The organism is Novosphingobium sp. NFX11, assembly GCF_057376415.1.
Genome location: NZ_CP080384.1, coordinates 2,382,432 through 2,402,396 on the forward strand (window position 1 = coordinate 2,382,432; position 19,965 = coordinate 2,402,396).

Consider the following 19,965-nt stretch of genomic DNA (forward strand, 5'->3'; position numbering starts at 1 on the left):
GATGCGCTGGACATTGTTTCGCGGTTGTATCATCCTGCCCTCAACGCTGGCCGAATGGCTGCTCGAGAGGACTACATGATGATCGAGAACAGTGAAGTTGATTCCGGCGAAAAGGCGATGATCCTGCTTCAGAGCCTGATCTGCTATCTGCGTGAAAAGAACGTACTGTCGCGTGCTGACATCGAGGAACTGCGCGACCGCGTAGAGGCCCGAATCGCCGAAACCGAAAAGAACCTGCCCTGCACCGCTGCCCTTGCCGCAGCGGCGGCGACCGAGATGCGCGAACTCGATAATTATTGCGGCAAGACCTATGGCGGAAAGCACCGTCGCCGGGTGAACTAAGCGCCGTTCATCGCACGGCAGCATGGGAAGACCGCCGATCAGGCCGGCCCCGTGCTGCCGCGAACGATCATCGCATGCGCCAGCATCAACCGGAACGCCGGGTGCGCGCTGTCCTTGCGGAAAACCGGATCGACGAGAATATCGACCGCCGCCGCCGCCATTTCCGCGTTGGGCTGGCGGATCGTCGTGATCTGGGGCCAGGCCGCCCGTGACGAGGCCACATCGTCGAAACCGCAGATCGACAAGGCGTCCGGGACCGCAATTCCCCGCTTCATCGCCGTGATCATCGCGCCGAGCGCCATGTCGTCATTGCAGGCGAAGATCGCGCTGGGCGCTTCGGGCAGGTCGAGCAGCACCTCGCCGAGTTCCAGGCCCGAGCGGAAGCTGAAATCACCTCTCAGAACCGCCCGGTCGTCAACCTCCAGACCGGCATGATGCAGCGCCGCCCGGAATCCCTCCTCGCGTCTGGCCGAGGCGCTGTGGCTCTCCGGTCCCTGGATGAAGGCGATGCGTCGATGCCCCAGCGACAGCAGGTATTCGGCCATCTCCCGCGCCGCCGCCCGATCGTCCATCCAGACCGCGCCCGAGCCCTCCGGCGGGTGGGAGGGGCGATCAGCACGTGAGGCACACCCGCTTCGTCGAATATACTAAGAAGTTCGCCATCGTCGCAGATCGGCGGAGCGACGATGGCGCCGTCGAGTCGCAAGCTGGACAGGCTGCCCCGCACCTGCTCCTGCCAGCCTGGGCGCCTGAGATCGACCGGCTCGACGACGAGGTGGTAGCTGCGTTCCCGGCATTGCAGCAGCGCGCCGTGCTGGACTTCGGCCGCGTAGCCGGAGACCGGATCGTCGATGAACAGGCCGAGCAGGTAGGAGCGCGAACTCGACAGGCTGCGGGCGAAGGCGTTGGGGCGGTAGTTCAGTTCAGCGACGACGCGCTGCACCGCCTCGCGAATTTCGGGGCGGACGTGGTCCTCGCCGTTGATGACGCGCGAAACGGTCTTGGGGGAGACTCCGGCGCGGGCGGCGACGTCCTTGATGGTGACCGTCTTCATGCCCGTTTCTCCCGGAAAACTGCCGCGAATCCGGCGATCAGAAGGTAGCAGGCGGCGGGAACGACCAGCGATGCGAGCAGTCCCGCCCCGTCGGCGACGATCCCCGTCAACACCGGCACCAGCGCCCCGCCGACCACCGCCATGCACAGCCACATCGAGGCAACGGGAGCCGCGCGGGCGTCCTCCGGCAGCGCCATGGCGTAGATCGTCGGGTACATGATCGCGTTGCACAGCCCCACCGAAACCAGCATCGCCGCCCCCGCGATACCCGGGCACCCAACGGCACCCAACGTGCACACAACGGCACCAAGCGACACACAAAGCAGCATCCGCGCCTCCGAAACGCGCCGCATGCCCCATGCACCGGCGAACCGGCCGACCATCGCCCCGCCCCAGTAGAGCGCCACGAGCTGCCCCGCCGTCACCGCACTCACGCCGAGGCGGTCGGGCCGCATCAGGATACTGGGAAGCAGCCCGCCGATGGTCACTTCGGCGCCGACGTAGACGAAGATCGCCGCCGTTCCCCAGCGCAGCCGCCGCGATTCGGAGAACACGCTGAACAGCCGGTGCGTCGGCACGAAGCCCTCGCCGGTGGGCTTCGTCTCCAGCGCCTTGCGGTGGCGGGCATAGGCGAGCGCCAGCACGGCGGTGACCAGTGCGGTCAGGACGAACGGCAGCGTCGCCGCCGGCCGCCATTCGTGCCCGCGCTCGACTTGCGCCAGCAGCAACGGGGCGCTCACCAGCGGTCCGGCGACAGTACCGAGCGAGTTGAACCCCTGCAGCAAGGTCAGCCGCCGCGCCGCGCCGCGCGAAGGACCGATGACGGTGACCACGGTGTTCGACGCGATCTGCAGGAAGGTCTGCCCGCCCGAGAGCAGCAGCAGCGCGCCGAGCACCAGCGCGAAGGACAGGCTGCCCTGCGCAACCGCCAGCGCGGCGCAGCCTGCCGCCATCACCGCCAGCCCCGCCGCGATCGCGCGGATGTAGCCGGCTGCGACGATGAAGGCGGTGATCGGCAGCGCGAACAGCAGGTAGCTCGCATGGAAGGCCAGCTGGACGAGGAACGCCTGCGTGTAGTCGAGCGCCAGCATCAGCTTCAGTTGCGGCACCAGCAGGCTCACCGACGAGGTCAGGAACCCGCCGATGAAGAACACCCCCACCGACAGCCGGAACAGCAGCGTAGGCGCATCGGTTTTTTCCAAGGAAGTCGGGGCCTTCGCCATCAGGGCTGTCATATATGCGGGGCATCCTTAACGCGCTTGCCTCTGCCGGGAAAGCTGCAGCCGTCCATATCACGATTTGACATCGATGTCAGAAACAATGTTGACAACGTTGTCAAGCTTTGGTCTACGAGGCGCCGGAAAGCAGCGAAGGTCTGCTTCAGGGAGAGAGAGATGACACGCAACGCGCTTATCGCGAGCACTGCGCTCGCGGCCGCACTCTGCATGACCACCACCGCCAAAGCCCAGGACGCCGCGCCTCAAGGCGCCCCGCAGTCAGCCGCTCCGCAGGCGTCCGACGGTGACATCATCGTCACCGCCACCCGCCGCGAGACGACGCTGCAGTCCACCCCGATCGCGGTTTCCGCCTTCGGCCAGGCGCAGCTCGACAAGCAGCAGGTCAAGGACGTGACCGACCTCGCCCGCTTCGTCCCCTCGCTGCAGTTCAACCAGCAGGGCGACCAGTCGGCGGTGCTCCTTACCCTGCGCGGCATCGGCAACGACAGCGCCTATACCGAAGTCGCCGACCCCGAAGTGGCGATCTACGTCGACGGCATCTATTCGCCGCGCTCGCAGGGCGCATCGGTGCTGATGTACGACATGGAGCGCGTCGAAGTGCTGCGCGGGCCGCAGGGCACACTGTTCGGCCGCAACGCCACCGTCGGCGCGCTCAGCCTGATCTCGGCCAAGCCGAAGCTGGGCGTTTTCGAAGGCAACGTGGAAGTGACCGGCGGCAACTACGACCGCCTCGGCATTCGCGGCGCCATCAACATCCCCATCACCGACACGCTGGCCGCCCGCGTCGCCTTCGTCAGCGACCGCCACGACGGTTACGCCGACTACCAGCCCGCACCCGACATCGCCGGCATCAACAAGTCGGCCTTCGTCACCAGCGGCAAGAAGTATTACGCCGCCGACCAGAAGTCCCTGCGCGGCTCGCTGCTGTGGCAGCCGAGCGACAGGTTCAGCTGGAACCTGTCGGCCGAGGGCTTCTGGGACACCGGCGCCCCGGTCATCGGCCTGCTGCAGACCCGCGCGCGGGCACCAAGCGCTGGTCCACCCTGTCCGACACCGCGCCCGACACCGACCGCTATTCGGCCGCGGTGCGCAGCACGATGAACTACGACATCACCGATGGCATCCAGCTGAGCTACATCGCCGGCTGGTCGCGCATCGGCGGCTCGACCCAGACCGACGCCGACGCGGGCGCCCTGCCCCCGACCGGCGAAGTCGACGCCAGCGGCAACGACCTGCCGCTCGGCGCCTTCGGCGAGAACCGCACATTGTCCTCGCGCTATGATTTCCAGAGCCACGAAGTGCAGCTGAAATCCTCGGGCGAGCAGACCTTCGACTGGATCCTCGGCGCCTACTACAGCCACGAGAAGAACCGCATCCGCTTCGACATCGACCAGCGCAACGGCTACCGCGACGGTACGTTCAGCTGGGCGGGCAGCTTCATACAGGCCAACCGCCAGATCGATCTGCGCGCGGCCTTCGGACAAGTCGTCTGGCACGCCATCGACGCGATCCGCGTCACCGGCGGCCTGCGCTACACCTCCGACAAGAAGGAGGACATCGGCGGCCGCAACGTGACCTATTCGGGCGACGGCTGCACCCCGGCCGACCTCGCACCCGGCGGCGCCTGCCAGGCGGGCATCTTCGGCGCCTACCCGGGCGCCACCGCCGAGGAACTGGTGAACCTGCTGCCGGGCTTCTCGATCTCCAGCAACGACGTGAAGGGCAAGTGGGACAAGCTCACCTACCTCGCCCGCGTCGACGCCGATCTGGCCGAGGACGTGCTGGGCTATGCCAGCGTGAGCACCGGCTTCAAGTCGGGCAACATCCAGGACAACGCGGGGCTGACCGATCCAGAGACGCTGACCAACTACGAAGTCGGCCTCAAGAGCCGCTTCCTCGATCGCATGATCACCCTGAACCTTGCCGCCTACTACAGCGACTTCAAGGGCTATCAGGTCAACCAGGCCGTCACCTTCCGCGACGACGAGGGCAACGTCACCAGCAGCCAGATGATCACCCAGAACGCCAAGGGCGCGAAGGCATATGGTCTGGAAGCGGAACTGACCGCCAACTTCACACCCAACGATCGCCTGCAGTTCTCCGGCACCCTGCAGAAGACCAAGATGGACGATCTGGAAAGCGTCGACGGGCGGCTCTACGATGGCGGCAAGGCCTCCTCGATCGTGCAGCTCAAGGGCAACGAACTGGCCCACGCGCCGCGCTTCTCGGCGACTGCCAGCTACGAGCACGACTTCGTGATGGCCAGCGGCGCGACGATCACCCCCGCCTGACCACGCATTACGAAACCGCCAGCTGGCTGAGCTACTTCAACGGCGACGCCAACCCCTTCGTCAACGCCAACGATCCGGCCGACAACATGCCGAACCGGGGCACCAATGGCACCGACTGGGATCGCCAGAAGGCGTACTTCCGCTCGGACGCCTCGCTGCGCTTCACGTCGGCGGACCAGAGGTACTCGGTCGAGGCCTTCGTCATGAACATCGAGGACAAGAAGATCCGCACCAACGCCAGCGCCTTCGGCACGCCGCGCTATGACCCGGTGTTCCTGTCCAACCTGCAGGCGCCGCGCACATGGGGTGTCCGGGCGAAGGCCAGCTTCTGATCCTTGTTACCCTCTCCCCCTTCTTCCTCCTCTCCACCCGCTCAGGCTGAGCTTGTCGAAGCCCCCGAGGCTGGGCGCTGTGCTCCCATCCTTCGACAGGCTCAGGATGAGCGGTGGTAATGGGGAAAGGTCGGAAGGAAGGCCCCCCGGTGACCCGCGCGCGCCGCACCTCCTCCGCGAGTGCGCAGGTCACCCCGGGCGGCGGCGCGGCAAATATGCCCGTCGCCGCCCCTCCCCGGCCACGTTCGGCCATGATCGCGACCCAATCATCAGGTAAGGACGCCCTATGACCGTCGACTCCCATGTCTCTCTGGCACGCATCTCCCTCGCCGCCCTTGCCGTGGGCCTGCTCGCCGCGCCGCTGGCGGCCCAAAGCCAGCAGCAGAACCAGCAGCCGCCCGCCTCGATCGCGCACCCGGACCTCTGGCCGCAGGTCAAGGCCCAGCCGCAGCGCGATCCGGCGGTGGAGAAGCGCGTCGAGGCGCTGCTGGGGACCATGTCGGTCGAGGACAAGGTCGGCCAGCTGATCCAGGTGGACATCGGCTCGATCACGCCCGCGCAAGTGCGCGAGACGCGGATCGGCTCGGTGCTGAACGGCGGCAACTCCGGCCCTTACGACGACGAATATGCCCCGCCTGCCAAGTGGCTGAAGCTGGCCGACGAATACTACGACGCCTCGATGGCGGCACCCGGACCCAAGATCCCGATCATCTGGGGCACCGATTCCGTCCACGGCAACAACAACATCGTCGGCGCCACCCTCTTCCCGCATAACATCGGCCTCGGCGCCGCGCGCGACCGCGACCTGATCCGCGAGATCGGCAAGGTCACCGCGCTGGAGACGGCGGCGGCGGGCCTCGACTGGACGTTCGCCCCCACCCTCGCGGTGGTGCAGGACGACCGCTGGGGCCGTACCTACGAAAGCTATTCCGAGGAGCCCGAAGTCGCCGCCGACTATGCCGGCGCGATGATCGAGGGCGTGCAGGGCAAAGTCGGCACCAGGGGCTTCCTCGCCCCCGACCGCCTGATCGCCACGACCAAGCACTTCCTCGGCGACGGCGGCACCGGCGGCCGCGACCAGGGCGACACGCGCGTCTCCGAACAGGTGCTGCGCGACGTGCACCTCGGCGGCTACCCCGCCGCGATCGAGGCGGGCACGCAGTCGGTCATGGCCAGCTTCTCCAGCTGGAACGGCGAGAAGATGAGCGGCAACAAGTCCCTGCTGACCGACGTGCTGAAGGACCGCATGGGCTTCGACGGCTTCGTGGTGGGCGACTGGAACAGCCACGGGCAGGTCCGGGGCTGTTCGAACGAGGACTGTCCGCAGGCGATCAATGCGGGCCTCGACATGTTCATGTATTCCGGCCCGGCGTGGAAGACGCTCTACGCCAACACCCTGCGCGAGGCGAAGGACGGCACCATCCCGGCCGCCCGCCTCGACGATGCGGTGCGCCGCATCCTGCGCGTGAAGCTGCGCGCGGGCACCTTCGACCGGGGCCGCCCCTCCAGCCGCGCCTATGCCGCGAAGTTCGCCAACATCGCCTCCCCGAGAACCGTGCCGTCGCACGTAAGGCGGTGCGCGAGTCCATGGTGCTGCTCAAGAACGAGGGCGTGCTGCCGCTCAAGCCCACCGCCAATGTCCTCGTCGCGGGCGCGGCGGCGGACAGCATCAGCCAGCAGGCGGGCGGCTGGTCGATCACCTGGCAGGGCATCGACGTGCCCAACTCCGCCTTCCCCAATGCCCAGTCGATCTGGAAGGGCATCGAGGAAACCGTGAAGGCAGCCGGCGGCACCGCGACATATGCGCCGGACGGCCAGTTCGCGAAGAAGCCCGACGTCGCCATCATGGTCTTCGGCGAGAAGCCCTATGCCGAGTTCAAGGGCGACATCCCCAACCTCGAATACAGCCCCGGCGACAAGCATGACCTCGAAATGCTGCGGGGGTTCAAGGCGGCGGGCATTCCGGTGGTGGCGGTGTTCCTCTCCGGCCGCCCGCTCTGGGTGAATGCCGAATTGAACGCCTCCGACGCCTTCGTCGCGGCGTTCCTGCCCGGCAGCGAGGGCGGCGGCGTCTCCGACGTGCTGTTCGCGGGCAAGGACGGCAAGCCGAAATACGATTTCCATGGCAAGCTCAGCTTCTCCTGGCCCAAGCGCCCGGACCAGTACGTCCTCAACCGCCGCGATCCGAACTACGATCCGCTGTTCCCCTTCGGATACGGCCTGACGTATGCCGCGCCCGGAAAGCTGGGCCAGCTCGACGAAACGCGCCCCGCCGGGCTGGAGCAGGCCGCCCCCACCGTCTTCTTCGAACGCGGCCAGACCCCGCCGGGCTGGGAGATCGCCGCCGAGGGCGTGCGCCAGTCGGGCGTCGACCACCGCGCGCAGGAGGACGCCAGGCGCCTGACCTTCAACGGCCCCGGCAGCGTAGCCTTCACCGCCCCGCGCCCCTTCGACCTCTCGCGCGAGAGCAACGGCGAGATCAGCCTCGTCTTCGAGTACCGGCTGGAGGGTAAACCCGCAGGCGCGCTGATGGCCGGGTTCCTCAGCGGCGGCAAGCTGGCGAGCGTGCCGGTCACCGGCGCCCTCTCGGCCACCGCGCCGGGCCAGTGGGGCCGCCTCGCCATCCCGCTCAAGTGCTTCGCCGCGCGCGGCGCGGACATGGCGAGCGTCACCGCGCCGCTGGTGCTGAAATCCACCGCCGCGGCGGACCTCAGCGTGTCGGACGTCAAGCTGGACTACGTCTCGGTGCCGATGACCCAGTGCGGGGACGAGAAGTAACCCTCCCCATTCTCCCTCCCACTTCGTCATTGCGAGCGTAGCGAAGCAATCCAGGGCGGCTCAATACTGCTCTGGATTGCTTCGCTTCGCTCGCAATGACGAGGCTTTGGTTTACGCCGCGCGGCGCTCGCGCCGCACGCTCGTCTCGTAGAGGGCGCAGAGGTCGGCGAAGTGATCGTCGCTGGTGCGGGCGACTTGCGGATGATGCTCGCGCTCGAACAGCACCTCTATGATCGCGCGCGCCGCTGCCGCCGGGTCGCAGGCGGTGTACGTGAGGCCGCCGCCGTTCGCGGCATGGTCGACCGCACCGCCCTCGTCCGGGACCACGATCGGCACGCCGCTGGCGCGGGCCTCGGCGGCGACCATGCAGAAAGTCTCCGCCTCGCTGCCGTGGACGAGCGCGTCGGCGCTGGCGATGACCCGCGCGAACGTATCCGGGTTGCGCTCAGGCTCGAACAAGCGGACGTGCGGATTGCCGGCTATGTGCTTGAGCACGGTGCGCTGCTCGCGCCCCTCGCCGAACAGCACGAAGCCCACCGGCCGGTCGCGCGAGACCGAGGCCACCGCGTCCAGCACCAGGGGCCAGCGCTTTTCCGCCGCCAGCCGGCCGACACCCAGCAGCAGGCGTGCGTCTTCAGGCAAGTCGCAGGCGGCCAGCAACTGCGCGCGCAGGACGGGATCGCGGTTCTGCGGGGAAAAACGGCCGGGCTGCACGCCCATCGGCACCGTCACCGTATTGGCGACGCCCCCGTCCGCCAGCCGCCGCGTCAGGCTGGAATTGGCGCAGACGACATGGTCGAAGCTGCGGCTGTGGCGGCGCAAGTGGTCCCAATAGACCGAAAACTGCCAGTCGATCGTGCGCCGCGCGAAGACCTGTCCGAACCAGCGGTAGGCATAGGCGGAAAGCGGATCGGCATGCATGATCATGCTGCGCGGCGCATCGCCCGCCCAGTCGGCGACGAGACGCGCGCTGCGCCAGGGCGAGGCGGCCTCGACGAAGTCCGGCTGCAGTTCGTCGAGCGCGGCGTGCAACTGCGGCGCCGAGGCGAAGTACCAGTACTTGCGGTCGAGCGGAAAACGCGGGTTCTTCAGCGTGATGATGCGGGCATTCGGGCCACGCTCGATCACCGCGTCCTCGTCTCCCGGCGCGAGGATCACGATCTCATGGCCCAGCGCAGCGCCGATGCGCAGCTTCTGCTCCACGTAAGTACGCACGCCGCCGCCCTTGGGCGTGTAGAAGGCGCAGACGTCCACGATCCTCATGCTTTGGCCCCTTACTTCGACGCCAGCGGGGCCACGCCCAGCCCGCGACGGTAGTTCATCACGATGGAGATCGTCTTCGGCCCGCTGCCGACCGACGCGCTGGCCTTCTCGGCGCTCGGCTTGCTGAAGCCGAGCCGGGGATTGCCCGCAAAACCGATGCCGTCGATACGCCAGCCGAACTTGCGGTTGCCGTCCCGGTCGTGGAGCAGGCTCACCGCGTAGTCGCCGGGACCGGGCACGCGCACGCACAGGCGCACCGGGCCGCTGGCGGGGACCGGCACCTCGACGCGGCGGAAGGTCTTGCCCGCGCTCACCAGCACGTTGTCGTCGGCGAGGAAGTCCGCGTTGTTGGCTGGGTAGACCTCCAGCTTGAGGGTGCCGATGCGGTCCTTCAGGCCCTTCACCTGCACTTCGAAGGAGGAGCCTGCCTCGTCCGGCCGACAGCGGCCCTCGGCCTTGCCGAGATCGGGCGTGGAGGGAATGATCGCAGCATTCGCCAGCATCAGCAGGGACAGGATCACGGGCGTTTCTCCGGATTGGCGAGGTCGTTGAAGGCGATGAGCGCGCCCAGCACGAGGTGCGCGGCGGTGATCAGCCCGGCCATCAGCGCCATGAGCGTGCCGATATCCCGCTCCTCGCCCAGCACCACGACGGTTATCCCTGCGAACAGCAGGTCCTTGTTCGGCACCAGCGGCAGGCGCGAGACGAGCAGGCGCAGGGTCGAAAGGTAGAGCCACCAGCTCAGCGCGACATCGGGCAGCACGATGTGCCACAGCAGCGCGAGGAACACGGTCGAGACGACGATGCGCGCCAGATGGACGCGGGTGATCATCCAGAGGTCATCGCGCGAGAGGCTGAAGACCTTGCGGCGGAAGGCCATGGCGCCCAGCGAAATCGCCAGGATCACGCCCAGCGATCCGGTCAGCAGGCGCCCGTCGATACCCAGCTTGTCGAAGCCGAGCGAAGGCACCGCGAAGACCAGCAGCGCCATCGTCACCACGTTGCCGGTGACGGCCGAGAGGATCGACACGTCCTTGACCGTGCCGAACGGAGCGGCGGTCAGGGTGACGCGGCTGCGCGCCCAGGTGTAGAAGTACGCCTCGCCGAGATAGCCGAGCAGCAGTTCGTTGTAGATCTTCTTGCGCAGCAGCGCGAGCACGCCGCTGCCCGGAATGCGCCACAGCTTCCAGTAGATCAGCCACTCGCTGGCGGGGGTGATGAGGTAGTAGCCGGCGAAGATCAGCCAGAAGCCCGGCGATGTCGGGATCATCTGCGGCAGGCGGCGCAGCTCGACGCTGTTCGTCTCGTGCAGCACGGCGGCGATGACCGCCAGTGACAGCAGGATGGAGAATACCGCATTGCGGCCGCGCTTCGCGGTGCGATCCTGAGGGGTCAGTTCGATGGCCGCCAGATCGACGCCGTCTACGGTGGCAGCCACGGTTGCAGATTGAGACAAGGTGATCTCCGGGGTGACAGTCACTGGGAGCGCCGCAGCGACCGGCAGGGCGCCAGCGTGCTGAGGGCAAGGTCGCGGCGGCGCTCGGCCTCGCGGCGCGAGACGACCGCGCGCATCAGGTCGAGGTAGCGGCGCGCGGCGCCTTCGAGTTCGTAGTGCGCGGCGACGGCGCGGGCGCGCGTCGGATCGCCGCGCAAATCGCGCAGGGCGGCGATCCCTTGCGCGAAGCCATCCTGGCAGCGCACCGGGACCATCAGGCCGGTGCGACCGTGGTCGAGCAGGCTCGCCATGCTGACGCAGCAGTCGGTGGCGAGGATCGGCATGCCCGCCGCCAGCGCCTCGACCACGACGCCGGGCAGGCCCTCGTAATCGGAGCTGAGCAGCAGCGCGTCGTGTTCGGCCAACAGCGGGTCGATCGTCGCCAAATGGCCGAGAAACCTGACCTGCCCGGCGATGCCGAGCGATCCGGCGAGCGCTTCGAGTTGGCCGCGCTCGGGGCCGTCCCCGGCGATTGTCAGGCGATCCTCGGCGCGGGCTCCGGCGGCGAAGGCGCGCAGCATCAGCGCGAAGTTCTTCTGCGGGGCAAGGCGTCCCGCCGCCAGGTAGCACATGCCCCATGCCGAGGGCGTGCGCCGCTCGATGCGGCCGAGCTGGATCAGGCGGCGGCGGTTCAGGATCGGGTTGGCGATCACCTCGACCCGGCGCGGCTCGGCCAGCATGCATTCGCGCACTTCGCGGCGCATCGGTTCGGACAGCGCGACCAGCGAATCGAACAGCCCGCCCTGCGCCCGCAGCCAGGCACCGTAGCCTCGGCGCATGGCACCTGACATGTCGGGACGGTGCAGCGCATTGCTGATCTTGAGCAGCATCGGCGGGGCGTGGTGGCCCATCAGCAGCTTCATGGCCGCGCCGATCACCGCGTACGTATTGCCGGGGCAGAACACCACGTCGACACGGTTTTCGATCAGGAAACTGTAGAGCGTGTGGACCATCCACGGCGTGCGCCACGATGCCGTTGCCTGCTGGAACCGGGGCCGCGTGGGCAGGCTCCAGTAATCGAGCGCGGGCGCACTGCACAGACCCGCGCCGCCCGGACGGCCGAGAACCACGGTAACCTCGTGCCCCGCTTCACGCCATTGCGCGGCCAGGCCGAGGGCGACGCGCTCGACGCCGCCCGGCTCAAAGCTGTGAATGGGGATCGCTATGCGCAATGGTTCCTGCATGTCCTTCCGACGCCGCCAGCCGTCTGATTCCGCAGGGCCTCTATGGGCGGGTCATTTCGGGTTTGTGACGGTCAGTCCGCCCGTCATGCGGCGGACACGCCAGCGACTTCGAAACGTCTCCGAATTGACTGCAGGGCGTCAGAATAGGCGCGCAGATGCTGCGCCGCACAAGCCCGCGATCACGGGCAGCTCAACAGGGGTTTCACCAAGCCATGCGCGCCATTTCGATCCGCCGTATCTGCGTCCTCGGCACCAGCCTCGTGGCGATCGCCGCGAGCGCTCCGGCCTTTGCCGAAGACGTAGCCGATGCCGCCGCCTACGAAAGCGCGGACGCCGCTGACGCCATCGTCGTCACCGGCCAGCGCACCACCTACAACAACGCCGCGCTCGACGAGACGCTGATCGACGACAAGTCGCCGATCGCCTCGGCCATCGACCTGATCGGCACCCTGCCCGGTGTGCAGGTCAACGAAGGCGACGCCTTCGGCTTCGACGACTGGTCGACGACCTACTCGATCCGCGGCTACCAGACCAACCTCGACACCCAGCAGGTCGGCCTGACCATCGACGGGTTGCCCAACGGCGGCTCGGGCTACGGTGGCGGCTCCAAGGCCAACCGCTTCATCGACACCGCCAATATCGGCACCGTCGAGGTGTTCCAGGGCACCGCCGACATCGCCTCGCGCTCGAACGAGGCGCTGGGCGGGACCATCAATTTCGTCACCGCAGACCCGATCGACGACATGCGCGTGCGCCTGTCCGGCTCGGTCGGCGACTATGACGCCAGCCGCTACTACGGCCGCTTCGACACCGGCCTGATCGGCGGCGTCGCCAAGGCCTGGTTCTCCTACGGCCACCAGCAGGCGACCGACTGGATGGAAGGTTCAGCCAAGAACCACCGCGACAACTTCGCGATGAAGTTCATCGTCGATACCCCGGTCAAGTTCACCGGCTATGCAAGCTACGACGACGCCTTCGAAAGCAACTACGACCAGGTCTATTCGCAGGCGCAGTACGACAGCGGCGCCTACACCGACGGCCTCGTCGGCGTGTGGACCGGCGTGCCGGTGGCCGACCAGCAGTACCGCCAGGTCTGGAACACCAAGCGCAAGAACTTCTTCGCCTACCTGAAGGCCGAGACGAAGATCGCCAACGCCATCGATCTCAAGGCCTCGGTTTACTACCACGACATGGCCGGACGCGGCGATTGGGCGCCCCCTACATCGTCAACGTCGGCCAGGACACCTCAGGCGTCCAGACCGAGATCGACGGCACCACCACCGTCCGGGGCACGCCTGCATGGTGGGCTACGCTGCCCGCAGGCTCGGGCACGCCGACCTATTTCGCGATCAACGCCGCCGGCCAGATCGTCGCCCCGACCGCAGCAGGCGCGATCCAGCAGCAGTCGTACCGCCACACGCACTACCGCAAGGACCGTCTCGGCGGCACTCTCGACGGCGCCTGGACCATGCAGTTCGGCGAGATCGAGAACACCCTGCGCGGCGGCGTCTGGTACGAGGACACCCATCGCCGCGAATGGCGCGACTGGCACCACGTGACCGACACCAGCGTCGGCCCGGCCTATGACGCGACGCCCTACTGGACCCAGTACGACCGCAAGTACCCGCAGACCACCTTCAAGTGGTATGCCGAGGATCAGGTCCAGTTCGGCCCGGTCACCGCGAACTTCGGCGTCAAGCAGTTCATCAACCACCTCGACCGCACCGACCTGTTCGGCGAAAGCGCCGACGTCAGCGTCAAGTCGAAGTCGAAGGTGCTGCTCTCGGGCGGCATCCAGGTCGAACCGATGACCGGCCTCGACCTGTTCGGCGGCTACTCGGAGAACTTCAAGGCGCTCTCCGACACCCTGCTCGAATACAGCGAGGACGCATTCTCCAGCATCAAGCCCGAGACGGCCGAGAACTGGGAGGCCGGTGCGCGCTACGAGAGCGGCATCCTTCGCGCCTCGGCCACCTGGTTCAAGAGCAAGTTCTCCAACCAGGTGATCTTCGTGCCGAGCAATTCCTCGGCCGGGCCGGACTACCTGAGCGAAGGCGACGGAAGCTTCTTCAACGCGGGCGGCATCGATTCCGAGGGCTTCGAACTGCTCGCCAGCGTCCGCCCCGTCACCGGCCTCAGCCTCTACGGTTCGTATACCCACATCGATGCCAAGTATCGCGGCACCGGCAATGCCGAACTGGACGAGGAGCAGGGCGTGACGGCGGGCAACCGCGTCGCGGGCATTCCGAAGGACATGTGGGTGCTCTCGGGCACGTACAACTACGGGCCCGTCACGCTGGGCCTCACCGGCAAGTACACCGGCAACCGCTTCGTCGATGCGGACAACGCATGGGTCGCGAAGAACTACTTCATGACCGACCTGTCAGTGGCCGTGAAGGGCGATGCGCTGACCGACAGCCTCAAGGCGCTGCAGTTCGCGCTCAACATCACCAACCTGACCAACGAGAAGTACATCGGCGGCATCTCGGGCAACTACGCCTTCCTCGGCGCGCCGCGCACGATGGTCTTCAGCGCCACTGCCGACTTCTGACGGCGGCGCGAGAGGACGGGTCGGCGTTCGGGGGACGCCGGCCCGTCCTTTTCTTTTTCCAAGAACACCAGGCACAGGATTACCCGCCATGACCACGCTTCGCACCCAACAGGTATCCCGCCGCGCCCTCCTCGCCGGCATGGCCGGGGAGCCGCGATCATGGCCCTCTCCATCTCCGCCCCGATCTCCGCCCTCGCCGCCGCAGCCGCGAACCCGGTGTTCCGCCACGGCGTCGCCGCGGGTGATCCCGACGCTTCGAGCGTGGTGCTCTGGACCCGCGTGACCGCGCCCGCCGCCACCGACGTCCAGTGGGAACTGTCGGACAGCCCCGCCTTCGCGAGGATCCTGAAGTCGGGCTCCGTGCGTACGGATGCGGACCGCGACTTCACCGTCAAGGTGCTCGCCACCGGCCTTCCGGCGGGCGGCACGTTCTTCTACCGTTTCCGTATGGGCAAGGCGATTTCACCGATCGGCCGCGCCCGCACCCTGTCCGAAGGCCGGGTGAATACGCTCGGCATCGCGCTCGCCTCGTGCTCCAACTACGCCTTCGGCTTCTTCAACGCCTACGACGCGATCGCGAAGGACCCGGCCGTGGACTTCGTACTCCACACCGGCGACTACATCTACGAATACGGCGGCAAGGACGGCTGGGGCGAAAACATCGCCCGCACCATCGGCCGCGAGCACGCCCCCGCGCATGAGATCGTCACCCTTTCCGACTACCGCACCCGCCACGCGCAGTACAAGACCGATGCCGGGTCGCTGGCGATGCACGCACAGCACACCCTGCTCGCCTGCTGGGACGACCACGAGAGCGCCAACAACCCCTGGACCGGCGGCGCGCAGAACCACCAGCCCGAAACCGAGGGCGACTGGGCCACGCGCCGCGCCGCCTCGATCCGCGCCTACTACGAGTGGATGCCGGTGCGCGAACCGGAATGGCTGCCCGAGTGGCCGGACGTCAAGGGTCGCACCCGCATGCAGTTCTGGCGCGCCTACCGCTTCGGCGACCTCGCCCTGCTGCACACCCTGGAAACGCGCCACACCGCCCGCGCGAAGCAGATCGAATATATCGACTATGCCCAAGGCATCGTCGATGACGCCTCGGCCGAAAAGTTCAGGCGCGACGTCCTTGGCGCCGCGAACCGCCCGCTGATCGCACCCGAACTGGAGGCCGACCTCGAAGCCGCACTGGCGCGGTCGGTGAAGGACGGCCAGCCCTGGCGCGTGATCGGCTGCCCGATGGTGATCGGCCGCCTCGACGTGCCCGATCTCGCCAAGCTCGGCGTGCTGCCCGACCCGTTCCCCAAACTCGCCGCCGCGAAGTCGAAGGACGAACTGGCGAAACTCGCCGCCGATCCGCATGTTTCGCTGGCATGGCGCGGCCGCTGGAACCTGCCCGACTATACCGACGCCTGGGGCGGCTACCCCTGGGCGCGAGAGCAGTTCTACGCCTTGTCGCGCCGCGCAGGGGCGGGCGATCTCGTCTTCCTCTCCGGCGACAGCCACAGTTTCTGGACCAACGACCTCGCCGATGCGCAAGGCCGCCCGGCCGGCATCGAGTTCGGCACCGCGGGTATTTCCTCGCCCGGCGACTTCATGGACAGCGGCTTCGGCGAGGACATGTCGCGCAAGCTGGACAAGGCCTATGCCGATCACATGCCCGAGGTCGTGTGGACCGACAACATGCACCAGGGCTACGTCCGCATGCAGTTCGGCCGCGAGACCGGCACGGCGAGCTTCGTGGCGGTCAGTACCGTCCTCTCGCGAGACTATACGACGAACGTGATCCGCAAGGACGACTTCCGCCGCGATGGCAAGCGCGTCCGCTTCGCCTGAGCTGAACAGCGAACGTCAAGGACCGGCATGGGCGGGGACTGTCCCTCGTCCATGCCATTGCCTGCCCATCCGCCGGAACAGGCTGTAGCTATCGCCGCTTCTTCAGCACTACGTAGATCGCACCCTGCCCACCATGACGGCGGTGCGCGCCGCGAATAGCGACGATGTCCGACGCATGGTCGCTGGCCGCGAGCCAGTCGGCGATCTTGGCGCGGATCGCACCCCGCGCGCTGCCTCGATCCGCAGCGTCCACCGGCCGCGCCTTGCCGGTAACGATCAGCACCACGCGCGCCCCCATTGCCTTGGCCTGCACCAGCCCGTGCATCAGACGCATGTAGGCCTGGTCGAGGTTCGAACCGTGCAGGTCGAGGCTGAAGTCCGGCAGCAGCGTGCCCTTGGATATCCGCTTTTCCCACGAGCCATCGAGATTGACCGGCACTTCGACACGCGGCTTGGGCGCGGCGACTTTCGGTGGGAGCGGCGGCGGAATGCGGCCCTTGACCTTCTTCACGGGCAGCGGTGGGGCTATCGGGACCGGCATCGCGGGCGCCTCAGGCTCAACCCGTTTTCGGGGCGCGACGAGCGGCTTGACGGTGCGGGCGACTTGCGCCCAGACCGCCTTCTCCTCTTCCGTAAGCCTGCGCCCCGGCCGCTTCATCGGGCGCCGAGGCGGGTCAGGACGCCCTTGGGCAGGAGGATCAGGGCACTGCCGCGACCACTCATGCCGCCTGCGGTCACGCGGGCCTTTGCCCCTGCCCCCAGAAGGTGTCGAAGCGGTTCGCGCCCTTGATCGCGCCGCCGGTATCCTGTGCGATCCACAGCCCGTTGGCCTCGCGGCGGTCCATATCGAGGTACACAGGGGCACCCAACGGCACATAACGGGGATCTACGGCCACAGAATTGCCCGCTCGCACGGGCACATTGAGCGCACCGAGCGGTCCATCACCATTCAGCACCTTGAAGAACACCCACGAGCGATTGCGCTCCATCAGCGCGCGCCCCTCGACCGGATGCTCGCGGACATATTGCATGATGCCCTGCATGGAGCCGGAATACTGACCCGGTCCGGAGCCGACCAGCCCCTGATCGCGCATGACCCCGCCGATGCCGGTATAGGGCAAGCCGTTCTGGCCCGCATAGCCGATGCGCGTCACCGTGCCGTCCGGCGCGACGAGGCGGCCGGAGCCCTGCACCTGCAGGAAGAAGAACTCGACGGGATCGGCGGCCCAGGCGATCTCCAGCCCTTTGCCCGCCAGTGCCCCCGCATCGATCTGTGCGCGGTCGAAATAGCTGGTGAAGGTGCCGTCCGGCGCATAGCGGCCAAGCGGCATGCGCCCGCTGCTGAGCGGCGGCGCATCCCCGGCTTCGCGCGCACGAGATCGGGCGGGAAGGCGTAGACCGGCACCGTATAACCGGGCTGCGGCGTGCGCCCGCCGGCGATCTCCGGTTCGTAGTAGCCGGTGGCGTAAGAGGAGCCTTCGCCGATGCGGGCGGTCTCGAAAAAGCTGGAGAAGAACAGCGCGGGCGATCCCGCGCCCCAGTTCACGGCGGCGGTGCAAGCCTGCCGCCAGTCCTCGGGCCGGGTCAGGCCACTGCCGTCCTTGCGGACGATGAGCTTCGGGCAGCTTTCACGGAACGAGGCGAGAGCGCCCGCCGCATCGGCCGCGCCCATCCGCAGCGCCGACAGCGCAGGACCACGGCGCACACCGGCAGCCAGCGCGTTCTGGAGAGATGAAGGCTGGGTCGTCGGCCCGGTCGGCGGAAGCGTGGGGCGCGGGCCGCCGGTCTTCGGGATTACACCGCCGCAAGCCGCGAGCGTGGCCAGCAGACCACTGATCAGAAGAGCGCGCCAGGCGTCCCGGATCGACCGCCCGGACACCACCGCAGGTGCCATAGTCTCCAGCGCCAAAACAAACCCTCCCCGCAAAGCAGACGCCCCGCGCCGGGGTGGCACGGGGCGGATCAGGCTTTGTCGGCTAGCAGTCCAAAGAAGGGGGATCAACCCCGGATCAACCTTCGTCGGTCTCTTCGAGGACCCAGTCGGGATTAGGCGAGTTCACGGCGCGACCGAACGTCCAGACGTCGATTGTCTCGATCGCGTCGTCGAGCGAACCGGCGACCACCTGACCCGCGGCGTTGCGAGTGACGGCGGCAATGTCGGCGCGGAAGCGCAGGGTGATACGAGCATAGCCGTTTTCCACGCCGGCAGCGGTGAAGCCGGTTTCCTCGATGCGGATCAAGCGGTTGTCGAGCGTCTCGCCGGCCTCGATACGGGCGTCGATGGCGGCGGCGAAACCGGCATAGACGTCATCGTCGCAAAGCTGGCGAAGTTCGGCCTTGTCGCCCTTCCAGAAGGCTTCGAGGATCATGCGATAAGCACTGCGCGCGCCGTCGAGGAAGGCGGCGGCGTCGAAACGGCGATCAGCCTGCGAAATCTCCGCCAGGCCACGCTCGACCGAAGGCGGCGCGAGCGGGATCGCACGCTGGCGGGGCTGTTCGGCGCGGGCGCGGTCATCGCTGCGCTGATCGGGACGCGGCGGCGCGGAAACGCGCGGAGCGCCCGGCTTCTGGCCCTGGCGACCTTCGAAGCGTCCCTGGATGGGCTCCTCTTCATGCTCGGCGCGGCGGCCGAGCACGGAGTAAAGCCTCAAGCCAAGGAAGGCTGCGATCATGGCCAGGATCACTATTTCCGGTGTCACGTCCCTAATTCCATCCTTCTGAGGCGCCCCGTCTGTGGCACCGTGGCCGCAACCGATCAAAGACCGGCCTGAAGCCCCATCGCACTCCGGCGCAGTTCCGAAGACTCGAACGTGCCTTCGGCTTAGCACTCGAACATAGCCCCAGATAGGTACGCATTACAAATGAACAACGCGTGAGTGGCTCGTTCGGGGCATTTTCCCGGCGGATCGAGCCCCTCGAAGCGATGTGCGCGCAACTTCGGGACACAACCTCTACAATTTTCCCGACGCTCGGGTGTTCCCCGCGCCCGCAAAATGTTTTACCCGCCCCCGCTGAACGTTTCAGATTCCATTGCGGGACACAGATCAGATGGCCGACGAAGGCAACATCATTTCCGACCTCGACCTCGGCAACGGCGAAGACACCGCCCCCGCCGCAGGCATCATTTCGCAGTACATCAAGGATCTCTCGGTCGAGAATCCGAACGCCCCCGAAGCGTTCTCGTGGCAGGAACAGCCGCAGATCGACGTGCAGTTCAACATCGGCGCGCGCGCGATCGAAGGCGAAGTCCACGAAGTCGAGCTGAAGATCACCTGCTCGTCGCGCACCAGCCTGGGCGTCGCCTTCGCGGTCGAGCTGAGCTACTGCGCGCTCATCGGCATGCGCAACCTCGAAGAGGCCCAGTCGCACGCGTTCCTCTTCGCCGAGGCGCCGCGCATCCTGTTCCCTTACGCTCGCCGCATCGTGTCGGACGCCGTGCGCGACGCCGGTTTCGCGCCGCTCATGCTCGAGCCGATCGACTTCAACGGCCTCTACGTGCAGCAGTTGCAGGCGCAGCAGCAGCAGGCCGAGACCGGCATGGGCGAGCCGGTCGGCAACGCCTGAACCGATAGCGGGCGGGGTTAGGGTCAGTCGTCGT

11 protein-coding genes and 5 pseudogenes are annotated in these 19,965 nt (G+C 67.3%); 7 read left to right on the forward strand and 9 right to left on the reverse strand.

Annotation, left to right across the window (positions count from 1 at the left end):
- The first annotated feature begins 75 nt into the window (after positions 1–75).
- On the forward strand, positions 76–342 hold the full coding sequence (locus KZO24_RS12220; protein ID WP_285021081.1) for a hypothetical protein: 267 nt from the start codon (positions 76–78) through the stop codon (positions 340–342).
- Positions 343–380: 38 nt separating this feature from the next.
- On the opposite strand, the pseudogene KZO24_RS12225 reads toward KZO24_RS12220, so the two are convergent.
- A pseudogene (locus KZO24_RS12225) lies at positions 381–1,396 on the reverse strand (LacI family DNA-binding transcriptional regulator).
- On the reverse strand, positions 1,393–2,631 hold the full coding sequence (locus tag KZO24_RS12230) for an MFS transporter (RefSeq protein ID WP_486486277.1): 1,239 nt from the start codon (positions 2,629–2,631) through the stop codon (positions 1,393–1,395). The pseudogene KZO24_RS12225 and the gene KZO24_RS12230 overlap by 4 nt, the downstream one beginning before the upstream one ends.
- A 159-nt stretch (positions 2,632–2,790) precedes the next feature.
- Between KZO24_RS12230 and KZO24_RS12235 the strand changes: the two are divergent.
- Both KZO24_RS12235 and KZO24_RS12240 read left to right on the forward strand, forming a co-directional pair.
- Positions 2,791–5,257: pseudogene (locus KZO24_RS12235) on the forward strand (TonB-dependent receptor).
- A gap of 286 nt (positions 5,258–5,543) precedes the next feature.
- Positions 5,544–8,035: pseudogene (locus KZO24_RS12240) on the forward strand (glycoside hydrolase family 3 protein).
- A gap of 111 nt (positions 8,036–8,146) precedes the next feature.
- Here the strand turns inward: KZO24_RS12240 and KZO24_RS12245 are convergent.
- From KZO24_RS12245 to KZO24_RS12260, 4 genes are read right to left on the reverse strand one after another with little or no spacing between them, the layout of a single operon-like run.
- Complete coding sequence (locus KZO24_RS12245; RefSeq protein ID WP_486486278.1) at positions 8,147–9,298, reverse strand: glycosyltransferase; 1,152 nt, start codon at positions 9,296–9,298, stop codon at positions 8,147–8,149.
- A gap of 11 nt (positions 9,299–9,309) precedes the next feature.
- The gene (locus KZO24_RS12250) at positions 9,310–9,801 is read right to left on the reverse strand and encodes a DUF2141 domain-containing protein (protein WP_486487172.1); all 492 of its coding nucleotides are present in this window, start codon (positions 9,799–9,801) and stop codon (positions 9,310–9,312) included.
- Between the two features lie 14 nt (positions 9,802–9,815).
- Positions 9,816–10,754: a hypothetical protein gene (locus KZO24_RS12255; protein WP_486486279.1), complete on the reverse strand. Its 939-nt coding sequence runs from the start codon at positions 10,752–10,754 to the stop codon at positions 9,816–9,818.
- A gap of 20 nt (positions 10,755–10,774) precedes the next feature.
- A complete protein-coding gene (locus KZO24_RS12260; protein WP_486486280.1) occupies positions 10,775–11,977 on the reverse strand; it encodes a glycosyltransferase in 1,203 nt (400 codons plus the stop codon).
- A gap of 212 nt (positions 11,978–12,189) precedes the next feature.
- On the opposite strand from KZO24_RS12260, the pseudogene KZO24_RS12265 reads away from it, so the two are divergent.
- From KZO24_RS12265 to KZO24_RS12275, 3 genes and pseudogenes are all read left to right on the forward strand, one after another.
- Positions 12,190–12,621, forward strand: a pseudogene (locus KZO24_RS12265) (TonB-dependent receptor plug domain-containing protein); the annotation flags it as partial.
- A gap of 407 nt (positions 12,622–13,028) precedes the next feature.
- Positions 13,029–14,528, forward strand: a complete 1,500-nt coding sequence (locus KZO24_RS12270; RefSeq protein ID WP_486486281.1) for a TonB-dependent receptor domain-containing protein — start codon at positions 13,029–13,031, stop codon at positions 14,526–14,528.
- A gap of 159 nt (positions 14,529–14,687) precedes the next feature.
- On the forward strand, positions 14,688–16,367 hold the full coding sequence (locus KZO24_RS12275) for an alkaline phosphatase D family protein (RefSeq protein ID WP_379525416.1): 1,680 nt from the start codon (positions 14,688–14,690) through the stop codon (positions 16,365–16,367).
- Between the two features lie 88 nt (positions 16,368–16,455).
- Here KZO24_RS12275 and KZO24_RS12280 read toward each other — a convergent pair whose 3' ends face one another.
- From KZO24_RS12280 to KZO24_RS12290, 3 genes and pseudogenes are all read right to left on the reverse strand, one after another.
- A complete protein-coding gene (locus tag KZO24_RS12280) occupies positions 16,456–17,025 on the reverse strand; it encodes a Smr/MutS family protein (RefSeq protein ID WP_271182057.1) in 570 nt (189 codons plus the stop codon).
- A pseudogene (gene mltA / locus KZO24_RS12285) lies at positions 17,022–18,261 on the reverse strand (murein transglycosylase A). The gene KZO24_RS12280 and the pseudogene mltA overlap by 4 nt, the downstream one beginning before the upstream one ends.
- Positions 18,262–18,376: 115 nt before the next feature.
- A complete protein-coding gene (locus tag KZO24_RS12290) occupies positions 18,377–19,066 on the reverse strand; it encodes a Tim44/TimA family putative adaptor protein (RefSeq protein ID WP_486486282.1) in 690 nt (229 codons plus the stop codon).
- 349 nt (positions 19,067–19,415) lie between these two features.
- Between KZO24_RS12290 and secB the strand changes: the two genes are divergently transcribed.
- Positions 19,416–19,931 carry a protein-export chaperone SecB gene (secB, locus tag KZO24_RS12295; protein WP_008832774.1) on the forward strand — a complete coding sequence of 172 codons (516 nt, stop codon included), beginning with the start codon at positions 19,416–19,418 and terminating at the stop codon, positions 19,929–19,931.
- Positions 19,932–19,965 lie beyond the last annotated feature (34 nt).